Genomic DNA, 19877 nt, shown 5'->3' with positions numbered 1-19877 from the left:
TACTTATTATAATATTATTCTTCCTGTTTCCATACATAAAACACATTCCTTCCCGCCCCTCTCTTACGCAGTTTTCCCTCCTGAATAAAAGTATTCAAATCATCAACAGCTTTCAGCCGGGCTACTCCTGTCAGCCTGCTGTATTCTATGCGGGTGATTCCTCCATTCTTCTTCAAAAACTCCTGTAACATTTGAAGACGTTGTTCAATAGGTATCTCCGTTTTACTGACAGTCCGTCCCGATTTGGGAACACGTTCAAGTCTCATTTCCCGTCTTACCTTCAATTTAAAATTTTTGGAGGTACGCAGGTGTACATTGTCAAAACAGATAGATTCGGAACGGATTTCTTTTTTAGTCATTACCTTTTGGGTGCATTTCAAAGAGACACTAAGATGTCCCAGCTCTCCAAGCTCCACAATATAGCCACGCGCCAAGAGACTACCAAGTTCATCTATTACAGCCCCCAACACCCCGTCAACCATATTCTGGGGAAAATGTTGATAACGTGACACACGTTCTATAAACTCTTTTTGGGAATAAGTCCCGCTCGGAACTATCCGCGCATGAAGGGGTTGCTTCTCGCCGGTATTCTGAACGTCCGGTGTCTCATACAAATCATAATACGCACTCATAAGCAGCTATATTTTATTGATTATCATTTATCATTTTCTTGCCTGATATTTAATCTCTCTTATACCAATCATTAGTTCTTGGCTAGCATATATTTATTCGTCTGACTATAGTATAATTTGCATCTGACTATAGTTATTCTTTCGTCTGACTATAGTTAGACGAAAAAGCAACTATAGTCAGACGATTAGTTTATTGCATACAAAGATATACTTTATCGCAATACAACTTATAAATATTAGGAAGAAAAGATTCAGTTAATCGCTAGAAATTAATCACCCAACAGCAACTTAGTCACAGCAGCCGTATTCAATGCCCATTCACGGGTATATACTTCATCGGCTTCCGGTGTATCAGCCAACTTCAAACCCTGTGCTTGTGCTTTGATTGCCAACAGTTCGCCCACAGTGGTTTTGGCTTCCAGTTTATCCAGATACTTTTCAATAGTCTGTGTATCCAAAGAAAGAACCGTCTGTCCGCCGAAAGGAATTTCCAACCATACCACTTCCCGTTCCTTCACTTTCAGGACTCCGAAAACAAGTCCTTTCTGCACGCTTTGAGAAACTCGCACCTGATGCTGAACACAAGAAGGGTCATAAGCCACTCCGTTTCTCTCCGATATTTTCATCGGGTAAGCGGAGTTCATCCAACCTACCACCAGATTAGGAGAGATAGCCCCATTACTATACGCATTGCAGGTGAAAGCAACATATTGCGCACCTACACGGTTCAACTCATTCAAATCCAATTCGATATACTCGGCAGTACCTTTCTTGTCGGGGATGCTTCGGATATCTCCGCTATGTTTAGCACCAATAGCTTTCAGATTAAAGTAGGAACACACTTCTGTCGTTGAAGGCAAAGCGATATGACAGCTCAAGTCCATATCCAAATGCTGTGCCGGAAGCCCTTTTCCCCATTGCATAAACAATCGAACTTTATCTCCTTCCACCGGGAAACGTGTACCCTGCAAGGCACAGGAAGTATCCTGAACCGTTTCGCTACGGTCGCCGATAGACAATGGAATATGAAACAACATAGGATCAATATACATACTTGCGCTTCCACTTCCGGCACCCGCATTGGCAAAGCGGGTAGCAACAACCTCTTTACACAAATCCTGTACCGCTTTTACCATTTCTTTAAGCTGGTCTTCCATATAAAGACTCACCAAATAGTGAGGCTCTATCAAAAGCGCATTACCACCTAAGGGTTTCACCATTCTCTTATGTCCTTGCTCAAAGTAACTCTCCGCATACATACCCAAAGTGACCACCAAACGAGCCGGCAACAAATGAACGACTTCTTTAAATGCCGCCAACGTTTCTTCCGGACCGAACCAAAGCATATTGGCAAACAAGGAACGTGCAAACATACCCGGACGTTGCTTCAACAAAGCGAATGTCTGTGCCGCATCTGCTTTCAAACGGCTACGTTCCACTTCTCCCTGCCAAACTGTATATGCCTGACAGTAGAATACGTCCATCAACTCTTTCAAATTTTCGAATCCCGGTTTACGAGCATATTCCGCCAAACGCAATGCACGTATCATACGTACCCACATTTCCCTTTTCGAATGCATCATTTCACAAGACTTCTCCGGTGTCATCGCCAAATTGTTCAACCAAAGAGCCACCATTTTACACTCGCGACGGGTATATTTCAGTTTTAATTCTTCCCGCTTTGCCTGGGCAGCCGAACGGCTTTTATCCAAAGCATTGCACAGATGTGCATTGTTTCTACCCGCTTTACGAATGAGGGCCTTCGGCTCTATGATTTGCAAGAATCCGGTTTTCTTATACCACAAATAACGCAATATATCATTCGGAGCAGAGAAATAAATCTGCGCTTCCTGTGCCCTATCCTGCTCTACCAGTGTGTCGATCACCAGCATTAGAGTTTCTTTCATCTTGATTCCGACTGCCGGCAACGGAAGTTCAGCCAGCAAGATTTTCAAGCTGTCCGCTTGTGTTGCATCAAGGGCCGTACGTGATTCCAGCAAGTCACCAAAGAAAACATTCAGCTCTTTTTCCTGCCAAAGTTCCAACACTTTCAGTTTACTGGCTTGTCCGAAATATTCTGTAGATGCCGTTTCAAACGGAGTTCCGCAGAACGGACAACCGTTGTATCGTTCCAAGGGGAATGTATTATCAGGAATCACGTGTCCGCAAGATAGTTTCACACCTTTCTTACTATTGAACATATTAGCAAGCCATGTAATCCAATGATCCAAACGTGTTTCTCCGGTAGGTGTATCCCAGCCTTTCACCAATGGAGCCCAGTTGAGTGACACACCCAATACTTCTTTCATCACCTGAAGAATCTCCACCTGTTGTGCCGGATACAACTGATTGACAGCATGCAGCAACTCTTCGGATAAGCTATATCCCACTTTTCGAAGTTGAGCAACCAATGTTACAGTAGTCGAAGTCAATGCTTCGCGCTTTTCAGTTCCTTCTATCGCTGGCAAATAAATTGCATGTTGCCTGATAGATACTTTCAACAAATCTTTTTTCATACGTTGTGTTTTTTAAGTAAGGTAATCGGAAGACTGTGAATCAATGGTGCATTCCTGCGGTTTTGAAGTAAGTCTTCCTTGACCTTAGTTTATAAAAAAGAGGTAGAACAGGCCGGAGTCGAACCGACGACCGTAACTACCCACTGAGCTACTGCCCCTTTGCGAAACTGGAAAAACGGATAATCGTACTGGTATGTTCTACCTAAAAAAGTGTGTTGAAGTAACCTGTACTTGACCTGTTTTCTTGTTTCTTCGACAAAGATAGATGCAGTGATGCGCAGTCTTTTTGCGTAACTCAAACTTTTTTTTCGGAAAAGGGGCCACTCTCTATATGATTTAAAATATAAAGTATCTTGTTTTATATTTCTTGTTTAATAAACGCTGGCCGATTGAATAACAATCTTTTCCAGCAACTTCTGCATCTTTCCAATCACCGGTTCTTTATCAAGCCCATATTCTGTCGCCATCACATCTTGAGCATTCTTGCCGTGGTCGAATTTCGCAAATACTGGGATTCCCATATTTTTCAATGTTTGTTCGATACGCGCCATTGTCTCTACTACACCGAACTGGCTTTCATAAGTGTAAAGCAAGTTATTGGCTGCCAAAGGATGAAATTGTATAGGATAAAGGAAAAAACTAACAGATTCCTTTGTGAATAATTAGACAAAACCGTATCTTTAGAGGCATAATTATATACAGCAAAACAATATGAATATAATTTACTGATAAACAAAACATTAAAAGTCAGAATAAGAAATTATAGCATATAGTGTAAATTTATCAAATATTGTAATTGGATAGACAAGGAGACAACTTATAGGTAGTCATATAATATAGATAATATGCCTGATAAAATAAAGAATATAAAAACAACAGCGATGTACGTCCATATAGCAAACACTTACAAAAGCAAAATTAAAAGCCTGTTGGACGATATTTTAGAAGAAGAGATTTAATTAAATACTTAGAAAAAACAACAGCGAAACATTAAATGACCGCTGTTAGCATAACGTTAGCATTGAAAATAAACTGAGAACATGATCCAATTAAAAAGAAAAGAAGCTATTAGGTTAATAAAATACCACCATCTTCTCCATTTATCAAATGAAGAAAAGGCAGATATAATATCTGATTATAATTCCAAAGTAAAAGTATATAACAAAAGCAACAGTTTGGATTTTAAAGAGATTCAAAAATATAGTAATAATAAGTATATACTTGATCGATTTTCATATAATGATTTAGTTACTAATGAATACATTGAAGAGATTTTCTTTGCTTTATATAATATTCATATTGAGTTAATTGATAAGCCGGTGTCATTATTAGGATATTGTTGTCCATGTTGTAACTATAAAGTATATAGAAAAATGGAAATATTTGATATTTGCCCTGTTTGTATGTGGGAAAATACAAATACTGGAGAAGATCAATATAGTGCCCCTAATCGTTCTACATTAAAAGAGTATCGACAAGCGTTTTTAAATAATCAAAAGTTAGAGCCTAATAATCTTAAATATATACAGTATGAATTAGGGAGTATTTAATTGGGAAACAATATATCAAAATCAACAATAAAAACATCATGATAAAGTAAAAATAAATGCTAACAAACGGCTTAACTTCCGAAAAGTTAGTTAGCCGATAGACATTAGCAATAAATCAATAATAAAATGGAAGATATAAACATAAAAGATTTAGAGGTGCGAAAAGAGATCGCATGCGGAGATATTATCATCAAGCTATACACGCCACCTGTTAAACAAAGGTACAACAGGAACATCACAGGCGAAAATATTGATGGAGAGATTCTTTGGCAGATAGAAGATGTGAGACCAAACGTCGACTCCCCCTTTATGAACATAATACTTTATGATGAGAAAAAGATAGAGGCATATAACTGGGAGGGCGTCTTCTACTATGTCCATATATATACTGGTAAAGTGGAGTCTATTCCAAATCAAAGACCGTGGTGAAACAAAAAACATTGCTAACAAGCACCTGTTCCGCCTAACGGCGGCAAGCTGCAAGCCATTATCGGTCAAACAATAAAAAGAAAAAGTTTATGAAACTACGAGAAGAAATAGAACCTAAAATTATTCAAATAGAAAAAATATGTCCGCAAATATCGAGGTTACTACGTGGGTATGATAGTGAAAAGGACAATAAATGTTTGAATATAATAAAGAAAATTTCTGAATTAACTCACAAAGTTATTACTAAAGATATTCTTTCTGAATATATGGAAGATGACTCTATTTGTATGGTTGCTCTTAGGCTTTCAATAGGGACTCCACCATTACTCCATATTCCATTATCGTGTGACGAACTTCTTGAAATCATACAAAGAATACATTCTAAGAATTATGTCGAATATAAAGTTAAGGCTTTTCCTGAAGATGAACTTTGGTGGGTTCTGTCACACGATTATTATGTTCCGTTATTGGAAAAAAACATGGAATTATCAGAACCTTCGCTTATTCGTGAAATGCTATATCAAGAAACTGTATTTGACAGTTTGCGGTATAAGCCGGAAGAAGTACTTGAAAAAATTTTAGGTGTAATGAAATAGACCGATAACAAACAGCAAACCGACTGAATAAGCGGAACGCTGTCAAACATTAGCTGCCAATTAAAAAAATAATGAATATGGAACTGATACAAACTTTTAAGAAGTCATATTTTCTAAAGATGTCGAACGATAAACATTTGATTGCACAAGTTAACAGTAGTCAGATAAACATCTTTGAAAATGAAACATATAAGCATTTAGCACAATTCAAAGAAGTAGGCAATGCTTCTGTTTTCTTTTCAAATGACAGCAACTTGCTCTTGGCAAAAGATAATGATCGTAAACTTGTTGTGTATGATTTGGCAACTATGTCAATCCGTTGCAAACTCAAACCGAAAGTAGGCAGTTCAAATGGTGATGGTGACGCTTGTATTTCACATGATAATAAGTATATCATTAATTTGGGGTATGATTTTCCATACGGCTATATATCGGTTTATGATATTGAAAACGGAAAGGAAACAAGATTTCGTGAAGATATGAGAGAAGTGTATAACCAAATACGTTATATCCCTTCACGCCAATTATACTTCATTGATGGGTTTCGCAGACCGAACGAAGGGACAAGTGAAAAGAATAGGTACTTCTATCTTTGGTTTGATATGGACAACAGAACATTTGAACAAACATTCTGTGATTTGGACGATGCAAATTTTCTGTATAGTGAACATTTAGAGCAAGTGTTATACTTTACAGAAGAGGGCAATCTTGCTTTTCGCATTTTGCCCTTGAATATAGAACTGCCGATTAAACACCAACAAGGCTGTTTGGATATACAACTTTCGCATAACAACAAGATGATTGCCTTATATCAAGATAATAATCTAAAACTTTGTACGTTCCCTAATATGGAAATATTGGCTGAATTATCGAATATCGGCTATGGTAATATTTCCTTCTCTCCTGATGATAAAGAAATATTAATTGCAAGTACAATAAAAGGGCTTATTTATAAATTGGAAAAGTGCAGCTAACAAGCACCTGTGCCACCTAACGGCGGCAAGCCGCATAACATTACCAACAGAGTAAAAAAATGAAAGTATTATAGAATAGCAACAAATATGATTAATCAAACCAAGATTTTTAAATTTATAATCCCTATTGTAGTATTTATTCTATTGTATGCTGTCTCAACAATTAGAAACAACAATGTAAGAAAGGATGGCATATATTCTATAGTAACTCTTGTTAAATACAGTTCTGCTTATAGAGGGCAAAGTGCAAAATATGAATTTGTATATAATAAGACTTTATATAAAGGAAGTTTTTTTATATCATTTGCCGAGAGTAAAAACACTCCAATCGGAACCCGTTACTTTGTAACATTCTTAGCCCAAGCCCCCGACCGACATCTTATATTAGACAGCGTACCATCTTGGTTTACTCTAAAAGCACCAGATAAAGGATGGAAAACATTACCTACACAAAAACAACTACGAATAATGATGAAAGATAGCTTGAATTAAAATGCTGCCACCGGACATTAACTTGATAATAAATAAACGAAAAATGAAACAGAAATACTATATAATCAAACTCTTATTGAAAATATGGTTTGGAATATTATGTATTAGTCTATTGTGTACCACGGGTATTCTTTGGCTAAGGACTCAAAATATAAAACCTGTACCAGATATGGATGTTTCTTATAGAGGTATGGCATTGGCTTGGTCAATTTTGGGAATTTTGGCATTATCTACCGGAGCAATCACTTTGTTCTTGAACTGCTTTGCAAGAGTTAGAAACAGCATACTGTATAGTTTCCTATCATTTTTTCTTATTCCTATTTTGATAATTTTATTTTCTGGAACAATGTGCTTGTATGATACTACAATACCATTTTTACTTTGTTTATTGGCGTCATACATATTGTTTAGAAATAAAATAATACAGAAAACAAGCGGATGAATCGCCCTGATGGTCGATTAGCCACCAGACGTTATCAGAATATATATGATAAAAATCAGAGTATAGGATTGAAGCACATAACGTATATTTGCAGTCTACTTCAATGAAATAGATGAAATCATAAAAGTAATTTGAATATGAAACACTTTAAAATAATAACGATGGGAATACTTGCCTCTATTCTGAGTTTACTGGGATGTGGATATGGAAACAAGCGAGCTACGCAGAGTGAGAGTATAAATCCTTATATTCCGGTAGCCGCACAGATTACAATGGATAAGTTGCCGGGCGTGCTGAAAAACGTAAAGGCAGGACGAACGGAATATGATTTTACGGGTATCTGTGCCAATGGTGTGGATTGTATCTATTTCATGCAGGATAACGGAAAGTTCTACATTGATTTTGAAGCCATGAGCAAAGACCAACTTCCCTATCTGGATACATTGAAGCAGTTTGCCAAAGAGCATAATTACCCAATTATCGAAACGACCTATAACAACACGCCCATAGATTACGATCATGTGAAATTTGCTCCGGTTCTAAGCCTGAAAGTCAATGCGGATATTGACAGCATCGTTCATGTTGGAAAATTGATTGAACAAACCATTTTCAAGAATAACGATCAGACCATTTACGATATAGTGCCTTAGAGGGTATAAGGAGAATATAAAAGAATAATGATAAAATGAGAGATAAGGATTCCGGGAAAAAGATATTCTGGATTTACCCTACAAATAAGTTTGTTTGGGCAGGAGTTGTCATATGTAGTATATTCTGTGCATTTATGATCTACTTTTTATGTGTAGCCAATTTAAGTGAGAATAAAGTCCTCTTTATTTTCCTGTTGCCCATATCTTTGTCTATCCTGTTAATCTGTTGGGCACTACCCAGTAAGATTTTGCTTTGCGAAGATAGAATAGAAGCACGAAGCCTGTTCGGGAAAAGAAGCATCCAGGTGGATGAGATAAACTCGTGGGGAGTTGTGCAAATGTATAAGCCCTACCGTTGTAAAGAGGGTATTTATTCTTACATACCTGCCAAGTCATTCAAACCTTCCCGTAAAATAGAGGAGAACATGATTTTCTCGTATAGCCTGTTTTTATCCAATATTCCGCACTATGACGGGAAAAAGAAAAATTCGTCCCAAACAGATAAAACTATTTTTGTCAGTTATCGGAAAGAAGTGTATATTGCATTGGAAAAGTATCTGAAAGAAAAAAAATAATGTATTAATATTAGTATATATGAAAGAATTTGGAACTATCGGAGATTTAATCAATGCTTATAAAGCAATACCATGTGACGCTTATATCTATTGCTCAAAAAGTGTTATTGAAACAGAGAACTTGGAGAATGGCAAATATTTAGTCATTGAATCGGAAGAAGAGGATGGATATGTGGAAACAGAAGATGGTGAAGTCCCCAAACAAGCATACGATTTGGGCATGAGTTCGTTGGTCGATGTTGAAACATTTAAGGATATATTGAGCTTTCAATATAAATTGAATCCCAAAACATTATACAAAGATTGTATAAAGGCTATTGAGTATTATCTAAGTAATGATGATTTTCTGGATGAATGAAATCAATCTTATGAAAAAGTTATTGTATTTGCTTGTCATGCTATTGATATTGGCGGCATGTAACCCAAAAGTTGAATTGACCAGTGCCGGAATGTACCCGAACTATCAAGTGGGTGAAATAGTAAATCTTATTCCGGTGGATTCTCTGACTTATGGGGACGTAATCGCATATCATTCATACATTCCCGGCTTTCAGGAAAGGGCATTTAAACGAATTGTCGGACTACCGGGCGATACTGTCCGCTTTCAGGATCAGCAATGTATCGTGAACGGCAAAAAGTGTGAATGGGTATTCATACGGAAACTTTTCTATGAAGAAGATGAATGTGAAGAGTATTGCGAAAGTCTGCCCAATGGCATGAAGGTGAACATATGTAAAAGCGTTGTACCCATAGATTCGGCAACGGCTACCACGACTGCGGTTGTCGTCCCGGCGGGCAGCTACTTCGTTGCGGGGGATTACAGGGGCGGCTCGATTGACAGCCGTTCGCAAGGATGCGTAGCTGCGGATTCAATTATCGGGAAAGGTGTAAAAAGAAAGTAAGTACAGGGCTTTAGTTCCGATTTATTATGCTGAATACAATGAATAAAAGAATTATTTCATTTATCTGTGTAGGATTGGTCGCAACAAGTTGCGTATCCTCACTCTGTTTCTATGATTATTTTGCCAACGATGGCACTACCAGCAATCCCATCTATTGGATTTTCGACTTTTTCCAGTTATCCATACTGCTGGGACAAGCCGGAATAGGCGCTTATGCTATCAATGCGCTTCTACGACAGAAGAAAGAAGCAATTTCTTCTCTAGGATATTTTGCGGCTCACGTATTTCTGCAAAATATAACTCCCTTGCTCCAAGCATGGTCTGCGGCTGTCATTACGGAATATCCGCAATGGTTGCTGATAAGTCAGGTCGGTTTTAGCATTGCTCTTTTTACTGCTTTGTTCATCATTCAGTCTGCATCCTTATTCAAGAAGTCTGGATATATTCCCCGGCTGTTGATGGCTGCATTTTATATCAACTGCGTATATACGGCACTTACCGTCATCGGATTAATTATTACCCTGTAATGATTGCATATAAACAGAATCCAGCACAGCACCTTCCCAATGAATAGCAGGCGGGTATTGTTTCCAACCTCTTTCCGGTGGGGACAGTACCCATGTGGGGACAAACTCGTCCCCCAAAGCCTTATTGTATTCAGGGTTGCTGACGGCATACCTCACTATGATACGCAATGGATTGCTGACACCCAAAAATTTGGGATATGTCGTTGTAGTATTATATTTCACCCCATCCACATAAAAACCGAACTGGCGTACCTTATGTCCCCCTTTAATGACACCCGACACTTTTTCATAAGTGGCTAAAGTGTATCGATTGCCTTCTGCCAACGCACGGGCTTTATGTATGCTATTATACCATGTCCAGCCGGAACCTGACATTGCGAAAAGATATAAAAGGTAAATGGATAACGAAGTCTTTTTCCCATCCGTAGCCCACTGCTTTTTCAATAGCGAGCCTACTATCATAACAAAAGCCCCCACCCCTAACAGGGAGACACAAACCAAAACCGGAATATTCATGTACTCTATCATACTGTTTTAGAATATTCTTTTCTTCAAATAATATACCCAAAAATCAATAGCTTTGCCGATAACGACACCAAAAATACTAAGTGCCAACGCTATGTAAGCTGCAACAATGAACGGTTGTTCGTCTATCCACTTATTGACAAGTACGGACATCCGGGAAAAGACACCACCCGCAACAGTCAGAACGATGGTCAGGGCAATATGTATCTCCACCAGCTTATCCTGTCTGTTTGAATCTATTTCGTCATCTTTTAAATACCTGACAAGCCACAGGCACGGAACAAACAGAAACAACATGAAAAATGCAATAATCGCCATTTCTTCCCCGGAGATTTCATGCAATCCTCTGCCGAAAAAGCGAAAACCGAATATTATTGCTATACAGGAAGTTATCATTTATGCCACTATTTTTAGTTTGTATTCTTAATCGTACATTCTTTCTCAATAGCCTGACAATTCGTTTCCCGGCTATCCTAATTCTTACCACCGAAAGCGCATCTACGGAGAATAGAATTGTATCGGCTTTGTTACTAATAACTCCTGATTCATATCGGATTCTTTAGTTTACAAAGTTACGGATATGACAGGAAAAAGGCAAATTTAAATCAAGAAAAGATAATAAACACGCGGATATACGATATTGATAACAATAACAAACAGCATTTCAATCTGCAAAGCAAACATCCGGAGATACCTGTATCGTTTCAATAGAGATCTACAATTAGACTGATAGGTACTTTCAACTAATCTTTTTTCATACATTGTGTTTTAAGTAAGGTAATCGGAAGACTGTGAATCAATGGAGCATTCCTGCAGTGTTGAAGTAAGTCTTCCTTGACCTTAAGTTGATAAAAAGAGGTAGAACAGGCCGGATTCGAACCAGCGATAGCCACCGTTAAGAAGTAAGCCCCGATTGACCTCATTTCAGATAATCCCGAAGCTACTGTCCTACCTCTATATTTGTTTTTTGTGGAGCAGGCCGGAGTCGAACCGACGACCGTCTCTACCCACTGATCTACTGCCCCTTTACGAAACAGGAAAACAGATAATCGTACTGGTAATGTTCTACCTTAAAGAGTGTGTTGAAGTAACCCGTACTTGACCTGTTTTCTTATTTCTTCGACAAAGATAGGCGTAGTAGTGCGCAACCTTTTTGCGTAACTCAAACTTTTTTGCTGTTTTCTCGAAAAAACAGTAAAAAATGAATAAACAAGACTTATTTTGTAAAAATACAGAAGAAATACGAAGACATATAGGTAATAACTCAACAGTTTTCCTACTTTTGTGTATAGTAGAGACATTAACGCATTAATCTCCCTGCCAACAATAAACACACAATATTTATGAAAAGAGCATTTATCTATAAAGACGAGAAATCTCACAAATTCTGGTGCATTGATTATAGCGGCTATGATTTCTCCGTAAATTACGGCAAGTCCGGCAGTATCGGCAAGTTTGAAATCAAGGAATTTGAAACGGAAGAAGAATGTCTGAAACAAGCTGAAAAACTTATTCGCTCAAAAGAGAAAAAAGGATATGTGGAAGATACCGGATTTGACTTTATGAACAAAATCTATATCGATTCCGAAGAATACGGATTGCATCCCAAAACTTCCCATCCCCGATTTACCGAACACTTCACGGAAGAACTCTATTATGATTGCGTAGACGAAGAAGCACCTTTTGGTAGCGATGAGGGAAGTGATACGTTAGATTCTCTTGAAGAAACGATCAGAAAAAATCCCAAACTCAACTTTCTTGATTTTCCCAAGTATCTAATAGAACACGACTGGGGCATGGAATATATTCCTGTTGAAAGTCTTGACCCCGAAGTGGTTAAAAAACTAGCTTCAAAGAAAGAAATGGATATGACACAAAGCGACATGGTGACTTACGCTACTGCCTTTGGACAAATAAAAATCACTGGGCGTCTCTCACCCAAATTACAAGAACAGGGAGTTAAAGCTATCAAAAGATTAGCTTTACTTTGGGGAAATGGGGTGACCGAGATTCAAAGCAGAATGATTGATGACTTACTTTCATTTCCTATTGATAAGGACTGATAATATGAAACTAATAGGTAGTAAATATATGAGAATAATAGAGATTAGGAACTACACTATGAGGTGTGGTTATTAACGCATTAGCAACAATCAAATCATTATCGTTATTATGGATATAGAAAGAATACTTAAAACAAGAGAAAATGCAATATACTACGGCATTGGTGAATACCAAAAAGACTGCTTTGGTTGGGTTGGTGGAAATGCTCCAGCTTGTTTTGATGATAAGTATTTATCGGACAAAGATAATCTCTATTTTTATCTAACATTTCAAAACCCTTTAAATCCCAACAAGCAAATATCTATTTTCACTCCGGAATTTGATGTTGCATTGGAATATAACACATATCCCGATTGTAAATTGTTGTTGGTTGAACATGAATTAAGTAGTCAAAGCAAAAGTGATAGATATAAACACCCCGAAATAGATGAAATTTATTCAATATACGAAATGAGTACAGAAAAAGATATGCCTGAAAAAAATTGTGCAATCAAATTTGGGGGTAATGTAATGCCTATTCAATGGGGATTAGATAATGATGGTAAAGTGGTTAAAGATGGAAATAGCTTCATTTTTCAAATCAACGAAATTTGCATAAAAGATATTTCTGTTTTCATGGCTGGCTGTATATATGTTTATGGAAAAATTGAAGGTAATAAAGTCACAAATCCATTTGTGGCATACTGGGAATATTCCTAATAACGATAAATTGATTAATTATTTCAAATAGGTTGCTAACAACGAAAGATAGCATCTGACGATGCTCCTTTCTAACCATTATAAGCAATAGAAAAACGGAAACAATATGATAAAATACATTTCGGGAGATATATTACAGAGTAAAGATGAGTACATAGCACAAGGTGTAGCTGTTGGCTCACAAGAAGGATTAGGAACTGGGCTTGCCTTTAAGCTGTCAAGTCAATTCCCTGAAATCCAAAAACTCTTTAAGAAGTACACACGAAACACTAAGTTCCAGGCTGGCAATGTGTTTATAGGAGAAATCAAAGGTTTCTCTCCGGGTATAATCTACATCGCTACACAACCCGATATGTATCATGCGGAACTCACATATCTGAATAAAGGTTTGAAACGCTTGAAAAAAGTGTGCGAAAGCAGAGGTATCAAAACCGTGTCGCTACCGAAAATAGGTGCAGGGCTGGGTAAGTTAGATTGGAATAGTGAGGTCAAACCTTTGCTTGAAAGTATTTTATCAGATTGTGAAACGGTATTCAATGTATATGAAGATTACAAGATTGAATACGAAATTTAGCTTACAACATACACCTGTCCTGCCTAACGGCGGCAAGCTGCAAACCATTATCAGCATAAAACATTAATACAAAAAAGAATGTTGATAATGAAATAGGAAATAAAAGAATTAATTGATTTTTGACTGTAATTTATCTATATAGCTATGTCACTTATTATTAATAACAATTGCCACATGATATGGAACAAAAGAAATTAACTGAATTATCATTAGACGAGCTTTGGCAATTATTCCCCATAACCCTGACTGCACACCAAGACTATTGGGCAGATTGGTATAAGGAAGAAGTGGAGTTGCTGAAAGAGAGACTTCCCTGTATTGAACGTATTAGCCATATAGGTAGCACAGCAATTAAAGGAATTTGGGCAAAGCCTACCATAGATATACTTGTGGAAATCCCAAGAGAAGAAAAAGTCGTCGATTTGAAAGGTACAATTGAAAGATGCGGCTATATCTGCATGGCAGAGAACGACAGTCGCATTGATTTCAATAAAGGTTATACATTACAAGGATTTGCCGAACGGGTATTTCATCTACACTTATGTTATGAGGGAGATAATGATGAATTGTATTTCAGAGATTATCTTCAAACAAATACAGCTATTGCGAAAGAATATGAACGGCTTAAACTTGATTTATGGAAACAATATGAACATGACAGAAATATGTACACTTCCCACAAAGGTGATTTCGTAGAACAATATACACAGAAAGGGAAACTGCTTTTTACAGGCAGATACGACAATAAGTAATAAAAAAGCTCTTCTAAATATAAATCCCAAATAGATATAAGCTTAAGCTAGTATAAAACGATGCAGGCATCTGGAGATACCTGCATCGTTTCAATAGAGATCAACGATTTGCCTTGCGGTTCTTCACTTCTTCCACAAGTTTGGTAAAGGATTTCTCCTTTTTACGTTTCTCATGTTCGGAAGCGGAGAAATGCCACGCTTCCCGACGAAGTTTCAGATAGCTCGCATAAACTTTATAATCTAATACACCACTGTTAACTGCTTCTAAAACAGCACATCCGGGTTCGTTGATATGTTTGCAATCTTTAAAGCGACACAATTCAGCATAATCGGAGATTTCCAACACTTCGGCAAGAGAATCGGGATTGTCAATGGCCAAGCCAAATTCACGGACGCCCGGAGTGTCGATTAAAACACCCGAACTGTCCATCAATACCATTTCACGACGGGTCGAAGTATGACGGCCTTTTCCTGTGGACAGGCTTATATCAGATGTGAGCAATACCGGCTTTTCACAAAGAGCATTCACCAAAGAGCTTTTCCCGACACCCGAAGAACCGACAAACACAACCGTTTCGCCTTCCGATATGGACTTCCGTAACCGGACAATTGTTTCGAGCTGATGAATACTCGTGAAAAATACGGGTATCTGACTGGAGATATGTTTTATTTGTTCCTCAACACTCTGTCTGTCAAAATCTAAATCGGCTTTATTAAGAACCAATACAGAGCTGATATTTTCCTCCATTATCTGAACCATAAAGCGTTCTACCCTGCGAACATTGAAATTATCGTCAAGGCTCTGCACAATAAATGCCTTATCGACATAAGAGGCAATGGCCTGCTTATCAGCAACCGTGCCACTTTTCTTGCGATACAATGTCCGCTCACGAGGCAGCCTATCAACTATAATCCCTTTATGTTCATCGAACGGTTGAAAAATGACCCAATCACCTGTACAAGGTAATTCATCATCCGATTTTCCATACATCATATTTCCCGTGAGTTCACACTGAAACAATCCGTTTCCGGAAATTACCTCGTAGCAAGTACGATGTACAATAGAGACACGCCCATGAGCAAGGGTACTATATATTGATTCTTGTTTTAGCTGATTGAGTTTCTCATTCCAACCATAAATAGTTAGGTTATCGTCGGATTTGTGAATTGTTTGATTTTCGTTATTCATGATCTTAATATATAGAGCGCACACGTTGAAAAGCATAACAATGCTTTTCACACCATTGTACGCAAGTTAAAAATTGAATTTATAAAAATATAGAAAACACCCTCGAATGGAATCATCCGAGAGCAAACGAAAGGACAACCTGTGTCAGAAACACAGATTGTTTATCAAACCAAATCCGATTTATTATTTTTAGTCATGCCACAAAGATAGGCATTTTTTATTTGATGGCAAAACGGGCAGTCATTTCATATCTCAACTTGATGACACGGTACTGTTCGGTAGCAGCCGTCCCCATGCTGACATTGCTCTGTGCCTGAAAAGGAAGATAACGGCTTATATTATTATCAACAGGTTCTATAATACGGATCACTTCACCCAATTCCTGCCCCATCGCTTCCACCAAGTAAGATGCTTTTTCACGGGCAGCTTTCAATGCTTCAATCTTACCTTGCTTCCGATACATTGGCAAATCCTTATGCTTCAATTCTCCGATGCGCATGGACTCAATTCCCCATGTGTTGACAGAACGGATAATGGAATTGATCTGCTCAAAATCGGTCAACCGGATATCCAATTGCTTACCTATCAGAAATTCCTTTCCTCTCTGGCGCCAATAATCCCCTATTTCCTGTGTACGGATAGCATCATCCGCTATTCCGATTTTGCGCAAACTCCGACGCAAATCCTTTTCAATCATAGCCAATGGCACTTTTGTCCGAAAATCTTCTTCTTTATTAGATTTACCTGTGTACTCTTCCTGCCAATACTCCTTAATCTGAATCAGAAAATGTATTTCATCCGGAACGACTTCAATCTCCGAAGAACCAGTCACTTCAATATATTTCCCATCACTTTCTTGAGCATTGACAACCATACTCCATGCAAACAAAACAAAAGCTAATAAAAATACCTTTTTCATATCTTTGATTTTATAATACAACCTCATTTACAGCATCCGAATGATTATATCACAAAGCTATTAAAAAAAACTGTAAAATCGATCTTATCCCAAAATATCAATCAAGCTTTTTCGATCTATCAAAATTATATCTCCATTCTTTACCTTACACTTTGGAGACGTCTTACCGGAAAGCAAAGAAATATTTCCTTCTTCAAACAAATGCTTCAACCGGGTAGTGGAAAGAGAAAAACACCTTTTTATCAATGATAATAATTTCAGGTTCAATTCAAAATCACATTCGATCCGAATACTTATTATCGCGTTGTTCATATTCATAATATCTTCGAAGGAGATATTACTTATCACCTCATATTCAACGCTATCGTAGTCTATTTGAAGCTTGTTCTTACTTGCCATTCCGGCTGAAAAAGCATACTGCCAGGCCACTTCTCTATCATTCATAGAAAAGCTATGAAACAGTTTTTTATTAATCAAGTCCGGTTTGGTACGTGACAGCAAAGTCATATTACAAGTGTTATCGCACTTCACGCACCTGTAAATCAGCCAGACATCAATGTTCTTTTTCTGTGCATTCATTCTGAACTTATCACTGCAATAAAAGCGGTCACTCTCACAGTGGCTGCATTTTTTAATCAATAAAGGAGTATTCTTCACCTTTATCTCCCATGTAAATGTTGTTTCCATAATTATACAAAAGCTATTATCTTTCTTTGTGAATCAAATCTTTTTCTCCGCAAAGTTGGATATTAGCCATTTGTATAATTCACAAGATGTCACAAGACGACATGAAATTTATTTGTCCAGCTCATCCATCATCTTTATAATTTTATCTTTCAACTTATCAAGAAACTGCGTCCGACTCTTCTTCCGGTTTCTGATTTCCAGGAATATGCGATAAAAGTCTCCAATCTCAATATTGAAAAGAGTCTCGCAGCAGAAGGCTATGTCTTTTAAACTGGTATTTCCATTGTTGAAGCATTTGCCCGCATACAGGGCATAGATAAACTCAACCAAAGCGACCTTGCTGTCCGTCCACTGCAATAGCCGGTTTTCTACCATTGAAGTGAATTTCAAATGAAGTTCCTCTGATAATATCTCTATTTGAGCAGACAGGTATTCCGCTAAACGATTGTTGGCTATGATTTCAGCCACACTTGAATCATGCAGGGTAGTGAAAGAAGAATCCCTGTCCAGCAACCCGAAACGGGTGTCTGCAAGAATATCATAGTTTCTTCTGACAAAATATTGTTCGTCGAGTTCCGTCCTGCCGGTACGGTAATAATCATAGAAGGAATTATTCAGGAAGTATTTTTTCAGGTTCTCCAGTTCCGACTTCAGATATTTGCATTGGGAAGACGGAGATTCGCCGATACGCTTCTTTTCAATCTGATACAAGCGGACATAAAACATCAACAGCCCGGAAATCTGTGGTTTCCAGGTCTTAAAGAAAAGAATTTCTTCTTTCGGATTCGGGAATTGGTATTCGGCAACGGCGGATTTCAACAGAATAAGAGACATCTGTATGACATCAATAATCTGCTTAATCTTATCTAGTGGGGCAATCGGCTGTCGCTCAATTCTTTCAATCTCTTTTTCTATGTTCTGCTTACTATTTCTTACGAAATTTTCCATTCGTTTTCATATCGCATACGTTTCGAGAAACCATGCAGTAAATAATAAAAATAACAAAATGAAAAACCGGTTCGAGTGGAATTACTCAAACGAAAGAAATTAGCCTGTGGTTCGTGAGGCTAATATTAAGCCAGAACAAATTTAAGAGTTGCGCCCAAAATAGTTACTTTTTGATTTCAAGGGCAAATATAATCGTTTTTTATGATTATATGACGTTTTGGTGAAATTTAAAGAACAAGGTATCCGAAAAAGCACAAAAATAGTATCTTTGCCTGCGATTTATTACCAAAGATGTGATAAAGCTATTTTTAATCATTTAATAATAAAGACTATGATTAGATTAAATGTTTTCGTCCGCGTAAGCGAGACAAACCGCGAAAAAGCGATTGAGGCAGCTAAAGAACTGACTGCTTGTTCTTTGAAGGAAGAAGGATGCATTGCTTATGATACTTTCGAAAGCAGTACCCGTCACGACGTTTTCATGATTTGTGAAACATGGCAGAATGCTGAAGTATTGGCAGCTCACGAGAAATCTTCTCATTTCAGCAAGTACGTAGGTATCATTCAGGAATTAGCTGAAATGAAACTAGAAAAGTTCGAATTCTAAATGAAACACGAAGAATAGATATACTATCTATCCAACTATCATCAAAAAAAGAGAGAGACATTCTTCTTCGAAAGGAAAGAATGTTTCTCTCTTCTTATTTCCAGATCTCACGGGAATAGAACTGTATGAAGTGATTAGTCCAGCTTCTTATGAATAAATGTCCCTTCAATCCAATAAGTTGCGTGATTCGATTCAAATTTCAGCAGCACATAGCCCGGATCGGTAGGACCTTCAGGAAAATGTTCGATAAACCAGTCCTGCCAAAGTTCTTGTTTCATCTTCTCGTCGGTTACCACTTCCACCGTTCCCGTTAAGGCTACGCTGTCTCCCTTATCCTGAAAGCATAATCCGGCTTTCGGGTTTGCCAGAAAGTCAATAGTCTTTAATGAGTCCGCTCCGGTAGACATCCAAATAGTAGAAATTCCGTCTGTTGCAATCTTACTCATCGGCACAGGACGGGGATATCCCTCTTTATTTACAGAAGCAAGCACTACCACTTCACACCTCTGCAACAACTCGGTTGCTTTCTCTTTCATTGTTTTTGTTGACATAATCTTATTGGATTTATATTGTAGGCAAAGGTATATAAAAAAACAGATTTTTTACGCCCGGTAAATAAGAAAGTCAA

The 19877-nt window shown here is 37.7% G+C and carries 25 protein-coding genes, 1 tRNA gene and 1 pseudogene; 15 read left to right on the top strand and 12 right to left on the bottom strand.

The genetic code is table 11. The annotated features are described in order from the left end of the window. Positions 1-14: 14 nt before the first annotated feature. From DW173_RS22080 to DW173_RS22070, 3 genes and pseudogenes are all read right to left on the bottom strand, one after another. Entirely contained in the window at positions 15-632 is a 618-nt protein-coding gene (locus DW173_RS22080; RefSeq protein WP_004313318.1) for a DsbA family protein, read from the bottom strand. Between the two features lie 269 nt (positions 633-901). Next, positions 902-3148: a hypothetical protein gene (locus tag DW173_RS22075; RefSeq protein ID WP_120145236.1), complete on the bottom strand. Its 2247-nt coding sequence runs from the start codon at positions 3146-3148 to the stop codon at positions 902-904. A 371-nt stretch (positions 3149-3519) separates the two neighbouring features. Continuing rightward, positions 3520-3753 (bottom strand): annotated as a pseudogene (locus tag DW173_RS22070) (hypothetical protein); the annotation flags it as partial. Between the two features lie 435 nt (positions 3754-4188). On the opposite strand from DW173_RS22070, the gene DW173_RS22065 reads away from it, so the two are divergent. The 5 genes from DW173_RS22065 (at position 4189) to DW173_RS22045 (ending at position 7189) form a co-directional block, all read left to right on the top strand. Then, positions 4189-4698 (top strand): CPCC family cysteine-rich protein, encoded by a 510-nt coding sequence (locus tag DW173_RS22065; protein ID WP_233562274.1) that lies wholly within the window; start codon positions 4189-4191, stop codon positions 4696-4698. A 126-nt stretch (positions 4699-4824) separates the two neighbouring features. Beyond that, positions 4825-5127: a hypothetical protein gene (locus DW173_RS22060; protein ID WP_015532911.1), complete on the top strand. Its 303-nt coding sequence runs from the start codon at positions 4825-4827 to the stop codon at positions 5125-5127. An 89-nt stretch (positions 5128-5216) separates the two neighbouring features. Next, positions 5217-5723, top strand: coding sequence for a hypothetical protein (locus tag DW173_RS22055; RefSeq protein WP_008643518.1), 507 nt, complete (start codon positions 5217-5219; stop codon positions 5721-5723). Between the two features lie 77 nt (positions 5724-5800). Beyond that, positions 5801-6697 (top strand): WD40 repeat domain-containing protein, encoded by an 897-nt coding sequence (locus tag DW173_RS22050; protein ID WP_182427898.1) that lies wholly within the window; start codon positions 5801-5803, stop codon positions 6695-6697. 87 nt (positions 6698-6784) lie between these two features. Further along, the gene (locus tag DW173_RS22045) at positions 6785-7189 is read left to right on the top strand and encodes a hypothetical protein (protein ID WP_120145235.1); all 405 of its coding nucleotides are present in this window, start codon (positions 6785-6787) and stop codon (positions 7187-7189) included. A 180-nt stretch (positions 7190-7369) separates the two neighbouring features. Here the strand turns inward: DW173_RS22045 and DW173_RS22040 are convergent, their stop codons facing one another. Further along, complete coding sequence (locus DW173_RS22040) at positions 7370-7591, bottom strand: hypothetical protein (protein WP_008643522.1); 222 nt, start codon at positions 7589-7591, stop codon at positions 7370-7372. A gap of 177 nt (positions 7592-7768) precedes the next feature. On the opposite strand from DW173_RS22040, the gene DW173_RS22035 reads away from it, so the two are divergent. The 5 genes from DW173_RS22035 (at position 7769) to DW173_RS22015 (ending at position 10285) form a co-directional block, all read left to right on the top strand. Beyond that, positions 7769-8281 (top strand): hypothetical protein, encoded by a 513-nt coding sequence (locus tag DW173_RS22035; RefSeq protein ID WP_118195344.1) that lies wholly within the window; start codon positions 7769-7771, stop codon positions 8279-8281. 134 nt (positions 8282-8415) lie between these two features. Continuing rightward, positions 8416-8856 carry a hypothetical protein gene (locus tag DW173_RS22030; RefSeq protein WP_227237032.1) on the top strand — a complete coding sequence of 147 codons (441 nt, stop codon included), beginning with the start codon at positions 8416-8418 and terminating at the stop codon, positions 8854-8856. A 19-nt stretch (positions 8857-8875) separates the two neighbouring features. Further along, positions 8876-9214 (top strand): hypothetical protein, encoded by a 339-nt coding sequence (locus tag DW173_RS22025; protein WP_004313330.1) that lies wholly within the window; start codon positions 8876-8878, stop codon positions 9212-9214. Between the two features lie 10 nt (positions 9215-9224). Then, positions 9225-9758: a signal peptidase I gene (lepB, locus tag DW173_RS22020; RefSeq protein WP_049703322.1), complete on the top strand. Its 534-nt coding sequence runs from the start codon at positions 9225-9227 to the stop codon at positions 9756-9758. Between the two features lie 38 nt (positions 9759-9796). Further along, positions 9797-10285: a hypothetical protein gene (locus tag DW173_RS22015; protein ID WP_118195400.1), complete on the top strand. Its 489-nt coding sequence runs from the start codon at positions 9797-9799 to the stop codon at positions 10283-10285. Here DW173_RS22015 and DW173_RS22010 read toward each other — a convergent pair. The 3 genes from DW173_RS22010 to DW173_RS23870 all read right to left on the bottom strand — a co-directional run bounded on the left by DW173_RS22010 (position 10268) and on the right by DW173_RS23870 (position 11835). Next, positions 10268-10813, bottom strand: a complete 546-nt coding sequence (locus tag DW173_RS22010; RefSeq protein WP_049702482.1) for a hypothetical protein — start codon at positions 10811-10813, stop codon at positions 10268-10270. The two genes, DW173_RS22015 and DW173_RS22010, sit on opposite strands and share 18 nt — an antisense overlap. A gap of 6 nt (positions 10814-10819) precedes the next feature. Further along, on the bottom strand, positions 10820-11206 hold the full coding sequence (locus DW173_RS22005; RefSeq protein WP_118195346.1) for a hypothetical protein: 387 nt from the start codon (positions 11204-11206) through the stop codon (positions 10820-10822). Between the two features lie 574 nt (positions 11207-11780). Further along, positions 11781-11835 (bottom strand) — tRNA-OTHER (locus DW173_RS23870). 318 nt (positions 11836-12153) lie between these two features. Here DW173_RS23870 and DW173_RS21995 point away from each other — a divergent pair. The 4 genes from DW173_RS21995 (at position 12154) to DW173_RS21980 (ending at position 14899) form a co-directional block, all read left to right on the top strand. Beyond that, positions 12154-12873 carry a WGR domain-containing protein gene (locus DW173_RS21995; protein WP_118195348.1) on the top strand — a complete coding sequence of 240 codons (720 nt, stop codon included), beginning with the start codon at positions 12154-12156 and terminating at the stop codon, positions 12871-12873. 109 nt (positions 12874-12982) lie between these two features. Further along, positions 12983-13573 carry a hypothetical protein gene (locus DW173_RS21990; RefSeq protein WP_008025597.1) on the top strand — a complete coding sequence of 197 codons (591 nt, stop codon included), beginning with the start codon at positions 12983-12985 and terminating at the stop codon, positions 13571-13573. Positions 13574-13679: 106 nt separating this feature from the next. Further along, on the top strand, positions 13680-14147 hold the full coding sequence (locus DW173_RS21985; RefSeq protein WP_008025599.1) for a macro domain-containing protein: 468 nt from the start codon (positions 13680-13682) through the stop codon (positions 14145-14147). 179 nt (positions 14148-14326) lie between these two features. After that, entirely contained in the window at positions 14327-14899 is a 573-nt protein-coding gene (locus tag DW173_RS21980) for a GrpB family protein (protein WP_120145234.1), read from the top strand. Between the two features lie 100 nt (positions 14900-14999). Here DW173_RS21980 and rsgA read toward each other — a convergent pair whose 3' ends face one another. The 4 genes from rsgA to DW173_RS21960 form a co-directional block, all read right to left on the bottom strand. Further along, complete coding sequence (gene rsgA / locus DW173_RS21975) at positions 15000-16088, bottom strand: ribosome small subunit-dependent GTPase A (RefSeq protein ID WP_015532927.1); 1089 nt, start codon at positions 16086-16088, stop codon at positions 15000-15002. A 217-nt stretch (positions 16089-16305) separates the two neighbouring features. Continuing rightward, on the bottom strand, positions 16306-17007 hold the full coding sequence (locus tag DW173_RS21970) for an SIMPL domain-containing protein (protein ID WP_117684183.1): 702 nt from the start codon (positions 17005-17007) through the stop codon (positions 16306-16308). Between the two features lie 84 nt (positions 17008-17091). Then, entirely contained in the window at positions 17092-17694 is a 603-nt protein-coding gene (locus DW173_RS21965) for a DUF1062 domain-containing protein (protein WP_120145233.1), read from the bottom strand. A gap of 108 nt (positions 17695-17802) precedes the next feature. Continuing rightward, entirely contained in the window at positions 17803-18642 is an 840-nt protein-coding gene (locus tag DW173_RS21960) for an RteC domain-containing protein (RefSeq protein WP_049702480.1), read from the bottom strand. Between the two features lie 331 nt (positions 18643-18973). Here DW173_RS21960 and DW173_RS21955 point away from each other — a divergent pair, with 331 nt between their 5' ends. After that, a complete protein-coding gene (locus DW173_RS21955) occupies positions 18974-19249 on the top strand; it encodes a putative quinol monooxygenase (RefSeq protein ID WP_004313343.1) in 276 nt (91 codons plus the stop codon). A 134-nt stretch (positions 19250-19383) separates the two neighbouring features. Here DW173_RS21955 and DW173_RS21950 read toward each other — a convergent pair whose 3' ends face one another. Continuing rightward, positions 19384-19800 (bottom strand): pyridoxamine 5'-phosphate oxidase family protein, encoded by a 417-nt coding sequence (locus DW173_RS21950; protein WP_120145232.1) that lies wholly within the window; start codon positions 19798-19800, stop codon positions 19384-19386. Positions 19801-19877 lie beyond the last annotated feature (77 nt).

Source organism: Bacteroides sp. AM16-13 (genome assembly GCF_003602705.1).
GTDB lineage: Bacteria > Bacteroidota > Bacteroidia > Bacteroidales > Bacteroidaceae > Bacteroides > Bacteroides xylanisolvens.
The sequence above is the reverse complement of the archived record's forward strand: the minus strand, read 5'-3'. Positions and strand labels throughout refer to the sequence as shown.